The following is a 16,181-nucleotide window of genomic DNA, read 5'->3' as shown; positions in this document are numbered from 1 at the left end:
GTGGCCGACTACGGGGTCACCCCCCATCACCAGTTGCCGCTCCGGCCCTTGTTTCCCGCCCGCCCCGGTTCCGGCCAGGGTTTGCCCGCACCGGGGCCGATCGTCAGGACTCAGCTGCCGACGCCCAGTTGGGCCAGCAGCGCCTGGTTGTCCTCGATGTGCCAGTCCTCGACGATCCGGTCGGTACCGACGTGCTGGATGTCGATGGCGTTGAACTCGACGGCCTGGCCCCGCCCCCGGACGCCGTCGAAGGTGCCGGTGAAGTGGCCGCGGAAGACCAGCCGGGCGGTGATCCGGTCACCGGCGACCAGGACGTCGGAGAGCTCGCAGGTCAGGTCGGGGACGGCGGCGCGGAAGTTCTTCGAGGCGAACAGCGGTCCGGCCGGGCCCTGGGGGCGGCCGGGCGGGAGCGTGTTGTCCCGGAACTGCGGGTCGATCGCCGCGTCCAGGTAGCGCTGCTGCCCAATGTTCCAGAAGGTGTACAACTGCTGGGCCAGGTGCACTTCCTGGGCCGCGCGCCGGGTGCCGATCGAGCGGTCCGCGGTGAGCGCCTTCGGCTGGACCAGGTCGGGCGAGCGGTCGATCAGGTTCTGCGGCCAGCTGGGAGCGGGGCGGTGGTGGCCCCGGTCGGGGGAGGGGGCCGGGGCGGCGGCCGCGGTGCCCGTCGCGAGGGCGGCGACGGTGGCGAGGACGGCGGCGGTACGGGTGGCGCTGCGGCTCGGGATCGGCCAGGGCATGGGGAGTTGCTCCTCGGGGCGGGGCGGGGCGAGTCGGGGTGGGGCGGGGTGGGCGGCGGCGGGCGGTCAGGCGAGCCGGCCGCCGCCGTCCACGTGCAGCACGGTGCCGGTGACGTACGGGTTGTCGATCGCGTACAGCACGGCCTTGACCAGGTCCTCCGGGGTGCCGACCCGGCGGGCCGGGTTGCGGGCGGCGACGCCGCGCAGGAAGGCGTCCTTGTCGGCGCCCAGGCCGTCCCAGGAGCCGGTGTCGACGATGCCGGGGGAGACCGCGTTGACCCGGACCGGGGCGATCTCCACCGCCAGGGCCTGCACCAGGAAGGCCAGCGCGCCGTTGGTGGTGGCCATCACCGTGCGGGTGGGCGCCGGGCGCCAGGCGGCGACCCCGGAGAAGAAGGTGAACGAGCCGCGCTCGGAGGCCTGCCCGGCCAGGTGCTTGGCGAGCAGCAGCGGGCCGATCACCTTGGCGGCGAACGCCCGCTGGACGTCGGCGAGTTCGAGGTCCCGCAGCGGGCCGTTGGCGGGCATCGCGGCGGTCGAGACCAGGTGGTCGAAGGTGCCGACCCGCTCGGCGAACCGGGCGATCGACTGCTCCTCGACGAGGTCGACGGGCAGGACCTCGGACGGTCCGGCGAGTTCGCCGGCCGTCCACTCCAGCTTGCGCGGGTCGGGGCCGGCCAGGACGACCGTGGCGCCGGCCGCCGAGGCGGCGGTGGCCACGGCGCGGCCGGTGCGCGAACCCGCGCCCACCACGATCAGGCGCTGCCCCAGCAGCGAGGTGCCCTGCGGCGGAGTGGCGGCGGACAGCGGCGGGGTGCCGATGGACATGGGGGTGCTCCTTCGGGGGCGTCGGGGATCCGGCCGTCCGCTGTGTCTCGGGCGGCGGCCGCACGTCGACTCTCTCCCGGAGCGCTGCCATGAGTCCAAGGCTTGTTCTCTACCACTGCCATAAAATCCGCTCATGGCAACGCCGACGCTCCGACAGCTCGAATACCTGGTCACCGTGGTCGACACCGGCTCGTTCACCCGCGCCGCCGAGCAGCTGCACGTCACCCAACCCGCGCTCTCCCACCAGGTCCGGGCCCTGGAGGGCGCGCTCGGCGGCCCGCTGCTCGAACGGCTGCCGCGCGCGGTCCGGCTCACCCCGACCGGCCGGGCCGTCCTGCCGCACGCCCGGGCGGCACTGGCCGAGGCCGAGCGCCTGCAAGCGGTGGCCCGGCGCACGAGCGGGCTGGAGGAGGGGGAGCTGGAGGTCGCCGCCGTCTACTCGATCAGCCTCGGCATCCTGCCGCCCGTCCTGAGGGCCTGGCACCGGCGGCACCCCGGCGTACGGATCCGGCTGCGCGAGTACTCCCACGCCGAGCGGCTCCAGGAGGCGATGGCCGCAGGGCGGGCGGACCTCGCCATCGGCCCGGTGCCGGACGGCTGGGAGGGGCCGATCCGGGAGCTCGGCGTCGAGGAGTTCACGGTCGTACTGGCCTCCGACGACCCGCTCGCGGCCCGCCCCACCCGCTCGATCGCCCTCGGCGAGCTCGCCGACCGGGCCTGGGTCCACTACGCCCCCGACAACGGCCTCGCCGAGCTGCTCGACCAGGCCTGCGCCCGCGCGGGCTTCCACCCCCGGGCGGCCGTCCGCGCCGAACAGACCTCCGCCGCACCACTGCTGGCCGCGGCCGGCCTCGGCCCGGCGCTGGTGCCCGCCGACATCGTGCCGCCGCACTTCGACGGCCTGCTGCTGCGGCCCGACCCGCCGGTCCGCCGCGCCCTCGCCGCCTACACCCGCACCCGCCCCGACCCGCTCACCGTGGCCTTCACCGAGCTGCTGGCCCAGCGGGCCCGGATCAACCCGGGGACGGGCTGACGCACCCGCGCGGCGGCCCGGTCCGGCCGCCGCGCGGGTGGTGACGCCTCAGTCGTCCGACGTGCTCCCGGCGTCCGCCGGAGTGTCGGTGGTCGGGTCCTCGGTGGCGGCTGCTTCGGCGGGGGTGGTTTCGGTGGGGGCCGCCGCATCGCGGTCGGCGCTGCCTCCGGTCACGTCGGGCACCGGCTTGCCTCCGGTCACGTCGGGCACGGGCTTGCCTCCAGTCCAGTCGGGCATCGTCCTGCCTCCTGTGGTCCGGGCCGGAACGACCCCCTCTCACAGTGCGGCAAGGACGTCCTGGTGTACACCGTCGAGGACGAACCCGTTGTCCAGCCGGACCCGGACCGTCACCCGCCGCCCCCGCTCCCGGTGCTCGGCCCACTCCGGCTCCAGCGCGGCGAGCTGCGCCACCAGCCGCTCCCGGCTGGCCTCGGGCACGGTGTGCCCGTAGTCGTCGAACAGCGCCTTGAGCCGCTGGTACTCGCGCACCCCTTCGCTCTCCGGGAGTTCGCCGTCCACCCGCTCGACGGTGCCCTCCGCCCCGGCGCCCAGCGACAGGAAGCCGACGGCGGCAGCCGGGTCGCCGGCGACGGCCTCACCGAGCCCGAGGTCTTCCGTCAACCTGACGCGTCGTCCTGCCTCCAGGGTCATCCGTGCGCTGCCTCTCGATCGATCGCCGCCCACCGGCCCGGTCGGCCGGCGGCCCGGCCATTATCCGTGCCGGGTCGGATCAGCCGTAGATCCGGGCGTACAGCTCCCGGATCTGCTCGGTGGTGGGGACGACGGGGTTGTTGGCGGGCGAGCCGGAGGCCAGGGCCTGCTCGGCCATGACGGGGGTCAGCCTGGTCCAGTCGTCCCGGTCGATGCCGTGGCTGCGGGGCGTGGGCACCGCCAGGTCGAGGCAGAGCGCGCGGAGCGCGTCGACGAGCCGGTCGGCGGCCAGGTCGTCCGGGTCCGAGGCGGTCGCGGCGCCCAGGGCGCGGGCACAGTCGGCGTAGCGGGCGCGGGCGCCGTGCACCGAGAAGGCCGTCACGGCGGGGAACAGCATCGCGTTCGACAACCCGTGGGCGACCTGGAAGTGGGCGCCGATCGGGCGGCTCATGCCGTGGACGAGGGCGACGCTGGAGTTGGAGAAGGCCAGCCCGGCCTGGGTCGCGGCCAGCATCATCGCCTCGCGGGCCACGGTGTCGGTGCCGTCCGCGTAGGCGCGGCGCAGGTGGCGGCCGATGGTGCCGATCGCGGTGAGGGCCAGGCCGTCGGTGAACGGGTTGGCCCTGCGGCTCACGTACGCCTCGACGGCGTGGGTGAGGGCGTCGAGGCCGGTGTCGGCGGTCAGCCGGGGCGGCATCGACAGGGTGAGGTCCGGGTCGATCACGGCGGCCAGCGGCTGGAACGCCGGGCCCAGGCAGAGCATCTTCTCGTCCGTGTCGCTGTCGGTGATGACGGTGACCTGGGTCGCCTCCGAGCCGCTGCCGGCGGTGGTGGGGACGGCGATCACCGGCAGCGCCGGACCGGGGGTGACCCGGGGCGCCTTGTAGTCGCGCATCCGGCCGCCCTGGACGGCGAGCAGGGCGAGGGCCTTGGCGCTGTCCATCGGGCTGCCGCCGCCGAAGCCGACGACCGAGTCCGCGCCGTGCTCCTCCAGGGCCTTGAGGCCCGCGGTCAGGGAGTCGGTGGTCGGATCGGGCACGGTGTCGGCGAACAGCCGGGGGCTCAGTCCGGCGCCGGTGAGCGTGGCGGTGAGGCGATCCGCCGCGCCGGTGCCGACCAGGAACGCGTCGGTGACCAGCAGCGGGCGGCTCAGCCCCAGGCCCGCCATCACCTCGCCCAACTCCTCGACGGCGCCCCGGCCGACGCGCATGATCCGGGGCAGGGACAGGCTGGCGACCATCGGGGACCTCTCGACGCTGGGGAGGGCGGGGCGGGCGGGCCCGGCCGGGTTCGACTGTGCCGTCGGCGGGGCCGTGCGTTCAATCGCCAATCGCGCAGACCGGCTGTGCACAAATGCAGATAGCGTGGTGCGGTGAACTCCCGTTCCCACCCGGCCGGTACGGATCCCGCGGACACCCGCGGGCGCGACCCGCGCAGGCTCCGCGCCGACGACCTCCGCTACCTGCTCGCCGTCGCCCGCACCGGCCGGCTGGTGGCTGCGGCCGACGCGCTCGGGGTGGACCACACCACGGTGTCGCGCCGCATCACCGCGCTGGAACGGGGCCTCGGCGTCCGGCTGATGGAACGCGGCACCGAGGGCTGGGCACTGACCGACGCGGGGAAGGCCGTCTCGGAGGGCGCCCGCGCGATCGAGGACGCCCTCGACCAGGTCGTCGACGCGGTCTCCGGCCAGGACGCGCCGTCGCTGCGCGGCACCGTACGGGTGAGCGCCCCGGACGGCTTCGGTACCGTATTCGCCACCCCCGCGCTGGCCCGGGTGCGCCGGCGCCACCCCGGTCTGCAGGCCGAACTCATTACGGCAACCCGCCAGTTGACCCTGCACCCGGCCGGCTTCGACCTCGCGCTCGCGATCGGCCGGCCGCCGCGCAGCCGACTGGTGACCGAGCACCTCACCGACTACGCGCTGGGCCTGTACGCCGCCGACGAGTACCTCGTCCGGCACGGGAGCCCCCGCACGCCCGCCGAACTCCGGGACCACGCGCTGGTGTTCTACATCGAGTCGATGCTCCAGGTCGGCGACCTCGACATCGAGCGCCACCTGCCCGGCGTCACCCCGGCCTTCTCCTCCACCAACGTCTTCGCCCAGGTGGAGGCGACCCGGCTGGGGGCCGGGATCGGCGTGCTGCCGGCCTTCCTGGCCGAACGGGCCGGACTGCGGCGGCTGCTGGCCGAGGAGGTCGACATCCGGCTGCCGATCGTCCTGGCCGTGCGCCGGGAGGCCGTCACCCGCCCCGCCGTGCGCGCGGTGCGCGACGCCCTGCACCGCGAGGTCGCGGAGCGCGCCGACGAGCTGCTCCCGGCGACCTGAGCGGGGCCGCTGCGCGTCACCCGCGACGGACGGGGAGGACGGACCTCCGGACGGCGGACCGGCCATCGACGCCGTCCGGAGGTGACTCGGGGGGAGGGGAGAGGGGCGAGGGGCGGCGGGAGCGGTCAGGCGGCGGAGAGCCGGCCCGGCCGCTGCGGGACCGCCACGGCGGGGCCGGGCGTGGGCGGGTGCGGCAGGTGCCGGTACGGCGCGGAGGGGCCGGGCGCGGACGGGGCGGGTGCGGGGGCGGCGAGCTGGGGGTCGACGGTGAGCGTCGTGACGCCCAGCGGCTCGGTGAGGGCGCGCAGGGCCGGCTCGGCGAGCGCGATCCACGGCTGGGCGGGCCCCAGTACGGCGGTGAGCCGCTGCGGGGTGGTGAAGGCGACGGCCGTACGGTCGCCGAGAGCGGTACGGAAGATCCGGGCGGTGTGGCCCAGCGGACCCGACCGGACGGGTACCAGGAGCGGTCCGGCCGGGTCGCGCGGGGAGGGCTCGGGGTCCTCGGAGCTCAGGTGCTGCTGCATGGCGTGCCTCACGGGTGCGGCGGAAGGGAGGTGCGCCCCGCGATCGCCGGGCGCGGTAACGACGTTATGCCCGTGGGGCCCGGGGGAGCGTCGGCCCCTGACGCGTCCCTGATCCCGGCGGTCGCTTCCCTGATGGCACGTTGACGGCGCCGCGTTCCCATCGGCGCCGCGTTCCCATCGGCGCCACGTTCCCATCGGCGCCGCGCCTTCGTCGGCGCTACGCCTTCGTCGGTGCGATGGCGAAGGCCGCCAGGACGGCCGCCGTGACCTGGGCGGAGACCGCCTCGGGGGAGGCGGCGTCGAGCTTGCCGTCCAGGTGCAGGAAGGCCAGGCCGTGGACCAGCGCCCACACCGCCGTGGACAGCGCCTCCGGGTCGGCGCCGGGGAACACACCGTGGACGATGCCGTGGACGTACTGGCGGACGGCGGCGGTCGCGGCCGCCCGTTCCTCGTTGGCCGGGTTGCAGGGCTCGGCGAACATCGCCCGGAACAGCGCCGGGCGGTCGAGGGCGAAGCGCACGTAGGCGACGGCGACGGCGGCGAGCTCGTCGGGCGTCGCGGGCGCGGGGTGGGCCGCGGTGAGGGCGGCGGCGAGTTCGAGGTAGCCCTCCGAGGCGACGGCGGAGACCAGGGCCTCGCGGTCGGCGAAGTGGCGGTAGGGGGCGGTCGCCGAGACGCCGGCCCGCCGGGCCACCGCCCGCAGGGACAGGCCCGAGCCGCCGTCCTCCTCCAGCAGCTCCCGCGCGGCGCGCAGGCAGGCGGCGCGCAGGTCGCCGTGGTGGTACGAGCCGGTCGTCGGCTGTGGCATGGGTCACCCTCCCGGATGTATGCACCGCTCACATTTCTCGCCTAATGTGAGCGATGTACACATCCTAGGCGATGTCCGTCGCGAGCGATGCGACGGCTTCGATGGAGAGGAGACCCGAATGGCCAGCCAGCTGTTCTCGCCCCTGCACCTGCGCTCGGGGGCCGTCCTGCGCAACCGGATCGCCAAGGCGGCGATGGAGGAGAACATGGCCGGCGACGGCCAGCTGCCCGGCTGGCGGATGCTGGAGCTCTACCGGCGCTGGGCCGCCGGCGGCACCGGCCTGCTGATCACCGGCAACGTCATGGTCCACGCCGAGGCGCTGACCGGCCCGGGCGGCGTCGTGCTCGACGAGGCCGCGCCGCTGGAGCCGTTCACCGCCTGGGCCGAGGCCGCCAAGTCCGGCGGCGGGGCGGTCTGGATGCAGATCAACCACCCCGGCCGCCAGGTCGCCGCCGACATGCCCGGCGTGGTGTGGGGCCCGTCCGCGGTGGGCGTCGATCTGGGGCGGCACAGCAGCCGCTTCGGCCGCCCCACCGCGATGACCCCCGAGCAGATCGGCGCGACCGTCGACCGGTTCGCGACCACGGCCGTGCGCGCCGCCGAGGCCGGGTTCGACGGCGTGGAGATCCACGCCGCGCACGGCTACCTGCTGTCGCAGTTCCTGTCGCCCCTGGTCAACCGGCGCACCGACGCCTGGGGCGGGTCGCTGGAGAACCGGGCCCGGCTGCTGCTGGACGTCGTCCGTGCCGTGCGGGCCGCCGTCCCGCCGGCCTTCGCGGTCGCGGTCAAGCTCAACTCCGCCGACTTCCAGCGCGGCGGCTTCGACGCCGACGACGCCCGGCAGGTGATCGCGATGCTCGCACCGCTCGGCGTCGACCTGGTCGAACTCTCCGGCGGCAGCTACGAGAGCCCCGCCATGACCGGCCGCCCCGCCGACGACCGCACCCGCGCCCGCGAGGCCTACTTCCTGGACCTCGCGGAGGAGTTGGCCACCACCAGCCCGCTCCCGCTGATGCTCACCGGCGGCATCACCCGGCGCGACACCGCCGAACGGGTCCTGGCCGGCGGCGTGGAGGTCGTCGGCATCGGCACCGCCCTCGCCGTCACCCCCGACCTGCCCGAGCGCTGGGCCGCCGGACGCGAGGCCGACCGCGGGATCCGCCCGGTCGCCTGGTCCGACAAGGCCCTGGCCTCGGCCGCCTCCATGGCCCAGGTCCGCCACCAGCTCCGCCGCCTCGCCCGCGGCCGCGCCCCCAGGCCCGGCACCCACCCGGCCGTCGCCCTCCTCGCCGAACAGCTCCAGCAGCGCCAGGCCCTGCGCCGCTACCGCACCTGGCTGCCCACGGCCCGCGCCGCGCGGTCCTGACCGGGGCCGGCCGCCGGTGGTGGTGAGGGGGGTCAACCGCAGGCGCAGCCTGCGGCGGCGGGTGCCGGTTCGGTGCAGCAGGCGGCGGTGGTGGTGGGGGCGCCGTCGCTACTGCTGCCGAGGGTGTCGGCGTCGGCCTTGACGACGTAGACCTCCCAGGGTTCCCGGCCGGGTCCGTGGACCCAGACCTTGTCCTGGAGGGCGTAGCAGCAGGAGGTGTCGTTCTCCTCGAAGGTGGCCAGCCCGGCGTCCTTGAGGCGGGCGGTGGCGGCGGTGACCTGCTCGGTGGTCCCGACCTCGACGCCGAGGTGGTCGAGGTGGGTGGGGGCGTCGGCCTCGCCCTGGAGGAGGACGAGCTTGAGCGGCGGGTCGGTGACGGCGAAGTTCGCGTAGCCGGGGCGGCGCTTGGCGGGTTCGACGCCGAACAGGCGGGAGTAGAAGTCGACGGAGCCGTCGAGGTCGGCGACGCGGAGGGCGAGTTGTACGCGGGACATGGTGGTTCTCCCCGGTCCGTGGTGTTGATTCGACAGGTGTCGATATGGGCGAGGTTGCCACCTGTATAGATGGCTGTCAACATAGACGTATGTCGAATCTGCAACTGCCGGTGCTCGATCAGGACGACGCGGCCGTGTGCTGCTCGCCGCTGGTCCGAGAGCCCCTGGGCGAGGCGGCCGCCGTCGACCTGGCGAAGGCGTTCAAGGCGCTCTCCGACCCGGTGCGGCTGCGGCTGTTGTCGCTGATCGCCTCGCACGAGGGCGGCGAGGCCTGCGTCTGCGACCTGACCGGGCCGTTCGACGTGTCGCAGCCGACGATCTCGCACCACCTCAAGGTGCTGCGCGAGGCCGGGCTGGTCGGGTCCGAGCGCCGGGGGACGTGGGTCTACTACTGGGTGCTGCCCGCCGCGCTGGCCAAGCTGTCCGCGCTGCTCCGGGCCCCCGCCGGGGAGTCCGGATGACCGGGACGGCGCCGCTGGGCCGGCGGGCGGCCGTGGAGTTCGTCGGGACCGGCGCGCTGGTCGCCGTCGTGGTCGGCTCCGGCATCCAGGCCACCAGGCTCTCCCCGGACGTCGGCGTCCAGCTGCTGGCCAACTCGCTGGCGACCGTGTTCGGCCTCGGTGTGCTGATCCTGCTGCTCGGCCCGGTCTCCGGTGCCCACTTCAACCCCGTCGTGACGCTGGCCGCCTGGTGGACCGGGCGCCGTGCCGGGGGTGGGCCCGGGCTGCGGGAGGTGGCGGCCTACGTCGCGGCGCAGGTCGCCGGGGCGGTCGGCGGGGCGGTGCTCGCGGACGCGATGTTCGGCGAGCCGCTGGTGCGCTGGTCGACGCATGCCCGCTGGGCCCCGCAGCTGTGGCTGGGCGAGGTCGTCGCGACCGCCGGCCTGATCCTGCTGGTCTTCGGCCTGGCCCGCGTCGGCCGCGCGCACTTCGCCCCGGTGGCCGTCGCCTCCTTCATCGGCGCCGCCTACTGGTTCACGTCCTCGACCAGCTTCGCCAACCCGGCGGTGACGATCGGCCGCGGGTTCACCGATACCTTCGCCGGCATCGCCCCTGCCTCCGTGCTGCCGTTCATCGCCGCCCAGCTCGTCGGCCTGGCCGTCGGCCTCGGGCTGGTCGCCGTCCTGTTCGGCCGCCCGACCCCGGCCGCCGAGGACGTCGTCGTCCCGCACGGCGACCACCAACCGGCCGCGGCCGCCCGCTGACCCCACCGCCCCGCCCCGTACACCCGAAGGACCCCTCGTGAGCACTCCCGCCGTCCCGTCCGTCCCGTCCGTGCTGTTCGTCTGCGTGCACAACGCCGGCCGGTCTCAGATGGCCGCCGCCTTCCTCACCCGCCTCGGCGGTGACCGGGTCGAGGTCCGCTCGGCCGGCTCCGCCCCGGCCGGGGCGGTGAACCCGGCGGTGGTCGAGGCCTTGGCCGAGGTCGGCATCGACATCTCCGCCGAGGTGCCGAAGGTCCTGACCGTCGAGGCGGTCCGGGCCTCCGACGTGGTGATCACCATGGGCTGCGGCGACGCCTGCCCGTTCTTCCCCGGGAAGCGGTACCTGGACTGGACGTTGGAGGACCCGGCCGGCCAGGGCGTCGAGGCCGTGCGCCCGATCCGCGACCGGATCGAGGAGTTGGTCCGCGGCCTGCTCGCCGAGCTGGGCGTCCGGCCCGAGGCCTGACCGGCCCGCCTCCCCGTGCGCAGGTCGGCCGTTCCGCCGGACGTGTCCGGAGCACGGCAACCGGGCAGGGGGCTGGTGGCGTCCCCGAAGGGGCGGGGGTGGAGCGGGAGTTGGGAGGGGACGATGGGACGGCAGGAGTTGGGGCCGGAGCTGGCCGCGCTGGTGCGGGCGGCGTTCGCGGAGTCGGGGTGGGAGGTCACCCTGCACGGGGACGTCGCCCGGGACGCCCACGGGCGTGACTACGGGCTCGGCGGGCTGCTCGAACTGGTGGGGCGGCGGGCGGACGTCCCGTTGCCGGAGCTGGTCCGGGCCCACGTCCGGGAGCTGGTCGCCGCCGTGCGGGGACCGGGGGCGGCTGGTGGTCCGCCGGAGGAGGTGACCGCCCGGCTCTATCCGCTGCTGTTGGACGCGGCTTCGCTGTCCGAGTCCGCGCGGCACCCGCACGCGCTCGAAGTCGCCCCGGGGGTACTGGAGTTCCTCGCCCTGGAGTCGCCCGTCGGCTGGCAGGTGCTGACCTCGGAGGCCGTCACCGAACTGGGCGTGGTGCCGCGGCTGCGCGAGGCCGCGCGGGCGCGGCTGGCCCGGCTGCCCGTCGAACGGCACGAGGTGCTGCCGACCGGTCAGGGCGGCGCCCTCCACGTCGTCACCGGGAACTCGGCGCTGACGGGGAGCCGGGTCCTCGCCCTGGACGCCGTCCACCGCGAGGTCACGGGCCGGGAACTGCCGCCGGACGGTGCGGTGGTGGCCTTCCCCACGCCGTTCCGGCTGCTGTTCGCGCCGTTCGACCTCCAGGTGCCGGGCGTGCTGGAGGTGCTGATCGAGACGGCCGCCCGGGAGTACGACGCGTCGGGCGCGCCGCTGTCCGTGCACACCTACTGGTGGCGCGACGGGAGGCTGACCCCGCTCACCGGGGTGGCCGAGGGCGGACTGCTGGAGCTGGTGCACGCGGACGAGGTGATCGCCGCCGTCACCCGGCTGGCCGGTGCGGAGGGGGACCTGCCCGCGTCGCGCCCGCACCACTACCGCTTCGCGCACCGGCTGCTGCCCTCGCTGACGCACCTGGGGTCGGTGCCGGGGGAGCGGATCGACGCCGAACTGCTGCGGCTGTGGGAGGAGTTCGGCGCGAGCCTGCCCGCGGAGCAGCGGGTGGCGCCGGAGGGCCTCCAGGGCGGGTTCGTCCAGGTCGGGCAGCACCGGATGCTCCTGGTCGGGCTCCCGAGGCCGCGGGCGGCCACCGAGGCCTTCGCGGTGGTGCTGGCCTGGCCGGGCGACGGCTCGGCGCAGCGGTTCTTCACCCTGGAGTACGGGATCGACCCGATCACGGGCGAGCGCGGGGCGGTGCTGGGCGAGTGGGAGGGGGAGGGCCGCCACCGGCTGCACCGGACCGGCATGACTCCTCAGGCCCGGCCGTTCCTGCACGCCGTCACGACGCTCCTCGACCCGCCTCCGCCGCCGGCGAAGCGGCGCGGACTGTTCCGCCGCCGCTGAGCGAGGGCGCTGAAAGCCGGGCGGCCCGGCCGGGAGGGGTGCTCCCGGCCGGGCCGCCCCGGTCCGTCAGTTGGCGGGGAGCCTCGGGGTGCGCGAGGGCTCCGTGCGGCGCTGCCCGGTCGCCTCGAAGGCGGCGGCGAGCCGCAGGAGCGCGGTGTCGTCGTAGGCGCGGCCCGCGAAGGTGAGCCCCACCGGCATGCCGATGTCGGCCATGGTGCCCATCGGCACGGTCACGGTCGGAATGCCGAGGTGGCGCGGCACGAGGTTGCCGTTGGCGACCCAGACGCCGTTGCGCCAGCCGAGGTCGGCGGAGGCCTCGGCCACGTCCATGTCGGCCGGGCCGACGTCGGCGACGGCGGGGAAGACCACGGCGTCCAGGCCGAGTTCGTCCATCCAGACCTCCAGGTCGACCCGGCGGGTCTCCTCCAGGCCGCGCAGGCCCGCCTCCAGCAGCGGGATGTCGGTGAGGGAGGCGTACGGGCGCTCGCGCACGAAGCGCGGGTAGTCGCCGACGGTGTCGTCGAAACCGGCGTAGCGGTCGGGGAGTTCGCCCTCGTGCTTGGGGAAGATGCGGCTGCCGTCGACCTCGGTCAGGGTGGCGAGCGCCGGGTCCCCGTTCGCGCGCAGGAAGTCGTCCCAGGACCAGGCGGACAGGTCCTCGATCTCGACGGTGAGGTAGTCCCGGCCGACCAGGCCGCGGGTGAACAGCGAGGGCGCGCCGGGGCGGTCGGCCTCGTAGTTGGTCACCACCGGGAAGTCGACCTCGACGACCTCGGCGCCGGCCGCCTCCAGGTCACGGCGGGCGGCCTGCCACAGGGCGATGACCGAGGCGCGGGTCTCGATCCGCTGCCCGGTCTGGCCGCCGATGCCGCCCTCGGGGTTGGTGCCGGCCTCGGGGTCGGCGTTGATGTACATCCGGGGCACGCCGACGCGCCGGCCGGCGAGGGTCGCCCCGGCCGCCGCCGCGTCGGCCGGGGCCAGCGCGGGGTAGGAGTCGGGGCGGACCTCGGAGGCCGCGGGCAGCTGGATCCAGGGCTGGGAGCGCCACAGGTCGCCGCGGGTCTCCGCGTCGTCGGCGACGACGACGTCGAGCAGTTCGAGCAGGTCGGCCATGGTGCGGGTGTGCGGGACCACGACGTCCATGGTCGGCACCAGCGGCCAGTTGCCGCGCACCGAGATCACGCCGCGGCTGGGGGTGTAGGCGCACAGGGCGTTGTACGAGGCGGGCGCCCGGCCCGAGGACCAGGTCTCCTCGCCGAGGCCGAAGGCGCCGAACGAGGCCGCCGTGGCGGTGCCCGAGCCGTTCGAGGAGCCGGAGCCGTACGCGCTGGTCAGCCAGTCGGCGCTGTACGGGCTCTCGGCCCGGCCGTAGACGCCGCGCTGCATCCCGCCGTTCGCCATCGGCGGCATGTTGGTCAGGCCGATGAGCACGGCGCCGGCGGCGCGCAGCCGCTCGATCGCGAAGGCGTCGCGCTGGGCGACGAGGTGCTCGAAGGCCGGCGAACCGGCGGCGGCGGTCAGGCCCTTGGCGAGGTAGCTGTCCTTGGCGGTGTACGGGATGCCGTCGAGCGGGCCGAGGGTGCGGCCCTGGGCGCGGCGGGCGTCGGAGGCCTCGGCCTCGGCGCGGGCCTCCGGGTTCATCACGACGAGCGCGTTGAGCGCGGTGCCGGTGCCGGGCCGGTCGTAGGCCTCGATCCGGGCGAGGTAGGCGTCGAGCAGGCCGACCGAGGTGGTCTCGCCCTTCTCCAGCGCGGCGCGCAGGTCGGCGATGCCCGTCTCGACGACGTCGAAGGGGTGGGTCATGCGGGTTCCTCCAGGGGTGTTCGGTCTTGCGTCGGAAGCGGAAGGTCGGAAGCGGAGAGTCGGAAGCGGAAGGTCGGGGCGCCGTGCCGGTGGAGCGGGTGGGTCGACTACACGACGGCGGGGGCGAGTTCGTCGCTGTGCGGGCGGTCCTGGCCCGGGTCGGGCATCCGGCGGTCGGGGCGGCGCGCGAGCAGGTAGCCGAGGCCGGCGAGGGTGACGGTGCCGACGCCGAGCGGTGCCGCCCAGATCTGGTACCACGGCGCTCCGGCCGGTGCGAGGATGGCGCGCGGCCAGCAGATGTTGACCACCTCGAAGCCGGTCCACAGCACCGCGAGGACGTTGAGCGGGGTGCCGAGGCGACCGTAGCCGACGGCCCCGGCGGGCTTCCAGGTGCCGCGCAGGCGGGCGGTCAGGGCGACCACGGTGAGCAGGAAGAACGGCACGAAGGTGGCGGCGCTGCCGAAGGTGATCAGGCTGCCGATGGCCGAGGTGCTCAGGCCCAGGGGCAGGGCGGCGGCACTGACCACGGTGGCGGCGACCAGGCCGCCGATCGGCGCCTTGTGCCGGTTGACCTTGCGGACCTGCCGGGAGAACGGGAAGACGTCGTCACGGGCGAGCGAGTAGAGGCCGCGGGCGGCGCCGCCCTGGGAGGCCATCAGGCAGGCGGTGAAGCTGATCAGGACGACGAGGACGAAGGGCTTGTCGGCCCAGCTGCCGAAGGCGTGGGTGACGGCGGTGGTGACGGGGTCGAGGTCCTTGACGGCGACGACGTCGGCGGGGTCCGGGTGGGCGAGCTCGACCGAGACGGCGTTGAGGACGACGACGAGCCCGACGCTGAGCAGCGACCACCACATCGCCCGGGGCACCTGCCGGGCGGCGTCCTTGGTCTCCTCGGCGGTGGACACGCAGGCGTCGAAACCGATGAAGGCCCAGCCGGCGACGGCCACGGCGGCGAGCAGGGCGCCGGTGTCGCTGACGCCCAGCCCCTTCGGGGCGTCGAGGAAGTCGGTGAGCAGGGAGAACCCGTGCTGCCGGAAGACCAGCAGCAGGGTGAGGCCGACCAGCACGGAGGCGACCGCCTCGGCGGCGATGCCCAGGCTGACGAACCGGCGCAGCAGGTTGATGCCGTAGGCGTTGACCAGGGCGCAGCCGAGCATGAAGCCGACCGCGACGAGGACCTGCTCGGCGGGGGTCGGGACGGTGCCGAAGAGCGCGAAGAGCCAGGGCGAGGCGAGGTAGGCGACGGTGGTGTTGCCGAACATCACGGCGAACTGCCACAGCCAGCCGCTCAGCCAGGCGACCGCCGGTCTGGACAGGCGTCTGCTCCATTGGTAGGCGCCGCCGGCCAGCGGCCACTGCGAGGCGAGCTCGGCGTAGACGGCCACGACCAGGCACTGCCCGAGCAGGCACAGCGGCAGGGCCCAGACCCAGGCGCCGCCCGCGACGCTCATGCCGACCTGGACGGCGGCGTACAGCCCGACGACCGGGGAGACGACGGCGAAGCCCATGGAGATGTTGCCGAGCACGGTCAGGCTGCGCCGTAGCTCCTGCTGGTAGCCGAGCGCGGCCAGCCGGTCGGAGTCGGTGGCGGCAGCGGTCTCGGCGGCGTCGGTGGCGACGGTGGGGGTGTTCTCGGCCACTGGCTGCGCCCTCTCGATAAAACTAACTTTGTTAGCAACTGCTGTCGGTCTGGCACGATAGCCCCCGGACACGGAGAGCGGAAGAGGGGATTTCGGTGGGCCGACCGAGCAGGGCACTGCTGACCCGCGAGGGGATCGCGCGCGCCGCGCTCCAGGTGGTGGACGAGAAGGGCCCCGACGGGCTGACCATGCGGGCGCTCGCGGAGCGGCTCGGGGTCAAGGCGGCGTCGCTCTACAACCACGTGCCGAGCAAGGACGCGCTGGTCGACGCCGTCTCGGGGCTGGTCAACGACGAGATCGACCACGGGCCGCTGGGCGACCCCGACTGGCGGGCCGGCCTCGCGGGGTACGCGCGCGGCTACCGCGCGGTCTTCCGGCGGCACCCGAACGCCCTCGCCCTGCTGGCCCGCCGGCGGGTGGAGGCCGACAGCGCGCTGACCGGCTACGACGCGCTGCTCGCCCTGCTCGGCCGGGCGGGCCTCGCACCCGCCGACGCCGCCGAGGTCGCCGCGGCGGTGGACTACCTGGTGCTCGGCTCCGCGATGGAGACCTTCGCCGCGGGCTTCACCCGGGAGCCGGCCGCCTACCGGCCGCAGTACCCGGCGCTCGCGGACGCCCTGGACGGCTCCCTGGCCCGGGGCGGCGGCGCGACGGAGCTCGACGACCGCGGGTTCGAGGTGGGCCTGGGCCTGCTGCTGGACGGGATCGAGCGCCGGACGTCATAGCCGTCGCGCTCGCACGAAGCGGGGGGCCCCCCCCCCCCCCCGGGGGGGGGGGGCGCCCCCGCGGGGGGGGGGGGGGGGGCCGCGC

18 protein-coding genes are annotated in these 16,181 nt (G+C 75.2%); 8 read left to right on the top strand and 10 right to left on the bottom strand.

The window, feature by feature from the left end:
* Positions 1–110: 110 nt before the first annotated feature.
* A complete protein-coding gene (locus ACFWXO_RS11580) occupies positions 111–737 on the bottom strand; it encodes an ester cyclase (protein WP_380523360.1) in 627 nt (208 codons plus the stop codon).
* Between the two features lie 66 nt (positions 738–803).
* On the bottom strand, positions 804–1,565 hold the full coding sequence (locus ACFWXO_RS11575; RefSeq protein WP_380523359.1) for an SDR family oxidoreductase: 762 nt from the start codon (positions 1,563–1,565) through the stop codon (positions 804–806).
* A gap of 133 nt (positions 1,566–1,698) precedes the next feature.
* Here ACFWXO_RS11575 and ACFWXO_RS11570 point away from each other — a divergent pair, with 133 nt between their 5' ends.
* Positions 1,699–2,598, top strand: coding sequence for a LysR substrate-binding domain-containing protein (locus ACFWXO_RS11570; RefSeq protein WP_380523358.1), 900 nt, complete (start codon positions 1,699–1,701; stop codon positions 2,596–2,598).
* Positions 2,599–2,646: 48 nt separating this feature from the next.
* Here ACFWXO_RS11570 and ACFWXO_RS11565 read toward each other — a convergent pair whose 3' ends face one another.
* From ACFWXO_RS11565 to ACFWXO_RS11555, 3 genes are all read right to left on the bottom strand, one after another.
* On the bottom strand, positions 2,647–2,835 hold the full coding sequence (locus ACFWXO_RS11565) for a hypothetical protein (protein WP_380523357.1): 189 nt from the start codon (positions 2,833–2,835) through the stop codon (positions 2,647–2,649).
* A gap of 39 nt (positions 2,836–2,874) precedes the next feature.
* Positions 2,875–3,219: a hypothetical protein gene (locus ACFWXO_RS11560; protein WP_380523356.1), complete on the bottom strand. Its 345-nt coding sequence runs from the start codon at positions 3,217–3,219 to the stop codon at positions 2,875–2,877.
* Between the two features lie 109 nt (positions 3,220–3,328).
* Positions 3,329–4,489, bottom strand: coding sequence for an iron-containing alcohol dehydrogenase (locus tag ACFWXO_RS11555; protein WP_380523354.1), 1,161 nt, complete (start codon positions 4,487–4,489; stop codon positions 3,329–3,331).
* A gap of 132 nt (positions 4,490–4,621) precedes the next feature.
* Between ACFWXO_RS11555 and ACFWXO_RS11550 the strand changes: the two genes are divergently transcribed.
* Positions 4,622–5,578, top strand: a complete 957-nt coding sequence (locus tag ACFWXO_RS11550; protein WP_380523353.1) for a LysR family transcriptional regulator — start codon at positions 4,622–4,624, stop codon at positions 5,576–5,578.
* Between the two features lie 125 nt (positions 5,579–5,703).
* Here ACFWXO_RS11550 and ACFWXO_RS11545 read toward each other — a convergent pair whose 3' ends face one another.
* Complete coding sequence (locus ACFWXO_RS11545; protein ID WP_380523352.1) at positions 5,704–6,102, bottom strand: SAV_915 family protein; 399 nt, start codon at positions 6,100–6,102, stop codon at positions 5,704–5,706.
* 217 nt (positions 6,103–6,319) lie between these two features.
* Entirely contained in the window at positions 6,320–6,910 is a 591-nt protein-coding gene (locus tag ACFWXO_RS11540; protein ID WP_380523351.1) for a TetR/AcrR family transcriptional regulator, read from the bottom strand.
* A gap of 118 nt (positions 6,911–7,028) precedes the next feature.
* On the opposite strand from ACFWXO_RS11540, the gene ACFWXO_RS11535 reads away from it, so the two are divergent.
* Positions 7,029–8,276, top strand: a complete 1,248-nt coding sequence (locus ACFWXO_RS11535; RefSeq protein ID WP_380523350.1) for an NADH:flavin oxidoreductase/NADH oxidase family protein — start codon at positions 7,029–7,031, stop codon at positions 8,274–8,276.
* A 32-nt stretch (positions 8,277–8,308) separates the two neighbouring features.
* Here ACFWXO_RS11535 and ACFWXO_RS11530 read toward each other — a convergent pair whose 3' ends face one another.
* Entirely contained in the window at positions 8,309–8,770 is a 462-nt protein-coding gene (locus ACFWXO_RS11530) for an ArsI/CadI family heavy metal resistance metalloenzyme (RefSeq protein ID WP_380523349.1), read from the bottom strand.
* A gap of 89 nt (positions 8,771–8,859) precedes the next feature.
* Here ACFWXO_RS11530 and ACFWXO_RS11525 point away from each other — a divergent pair, with 89 nt between their 5' ends.
* From ACFWXO_RS11525 to ACFWXO_RS11510, 4 genes are all read left to right on the top strand, one after another.
* Complete coding sequence (locus ACFWXO_RS11525) at positions 8,860–9,231, top strand: ArsR/SmtB family transcription factor (protein WP_380523348.1); 372 nt, start codon at positions 8,860–8,862, stop codon at positions 9,229–9,231.
* Positions 9,228–9,974: an aquaporin gene (locus tag ACFWXO_RS11520; protein ID WP_380523347.1), complete on the top strand. Its 747-nt coding sequence runs from the start codon at positions 9,228–9,230 to the stop codon at positions 9,972–9,974. Before ACFWXO_RS11525 ends, ACFWXO_RS11520 begins: the two co-directional genes overlap by 4 nt.
* A gap of 37 nt (positions 9,975–10,011) precedes the next feature.
* On the top strand, positions 10,012–10,440 hold the full coding sequence (locus ACFWXO_RS11515; protein WP_380523346.1) for an arsenate reductase ArsC: 429 nt from the start codon (positions 10,012–10,014) through the stop codon (positions 10,438–10,440).
* Positions 10,441–10,563: 123 nt separating this feature from the next.
* Positions 10,564–11,928, top strand: a complete 1,365-nt coding sequence (locus tag ACFWXO_RS11510) for a hypothetical protein (RefSeq protein WP_380523345.1) — start codon at positions 10,564–10,566, stop codon at positions 11,926–11,928.
* Between the two features lie 66 nt (positions 11,929–11,994).
* On the opposite strand, the gene ACFWXO_RS11505 is transcribed toward ACFWXO_RS11510, so the two are convergent.
* Complete coding sequence (locus tag ACFWXO_RS11505) at positions 11,995–13,731, bottom strand: amidase (protein WP_380523344.1); 1,737 nt, start codon at positions 13,729–13,731, stop codon at positions 11,995–11,997.
* Positions 13,732–13,838: 107 nt separating this feature from the next.
* Positions 13,839–15,371 carry an APC family permease gene (locus tag ACFWXO_RS11500; protein ID WP_380523343.1) on the bottom strand — a complete coding sequence of 511 codons (1,533 nt, stop codon included), beginning with the start codon at positions 15,369–15,371 and terminating at the stop codon, positions 13,839–13,841.
* A 95-nt stretch (positions 15,372–15,466) separates the two neighbouring features.
* On the opposite strand from ACFWXO_RS11500, the gene ACFWXO_RS11495 reads away from it, so the two are divergent.
* The gene (locus ACFWXO_RS11495) at positions 15,467–16,096 is read left to right on the top strand and encodes a TetR/AcrR family transcriptional regulator (protein ID WP_380523342.1); all 630 of its coding nucleotides are present in this window, start codon (positions 15,467–15,469) and stop codon (positions 16,094–16,096) included.
* The last annotated feature ends 85 nt before the right edge of the window (positions 16,097–16,181 follow it).

It is taken from the genome of Kitasatospora sp. NPDC059088 (genome assembly GCF_042738155.1).
GTDB lineage: Bacteria > Actinomycetota > Actinomycetes > Streptomycetales > Streptomycetaceae > Kitasatospora.
The sequence above is the reverse complement of the archived record's forward strand: the minus strand, read 5'-3'. Positions and strand labels throughout refer to the sequence as shown.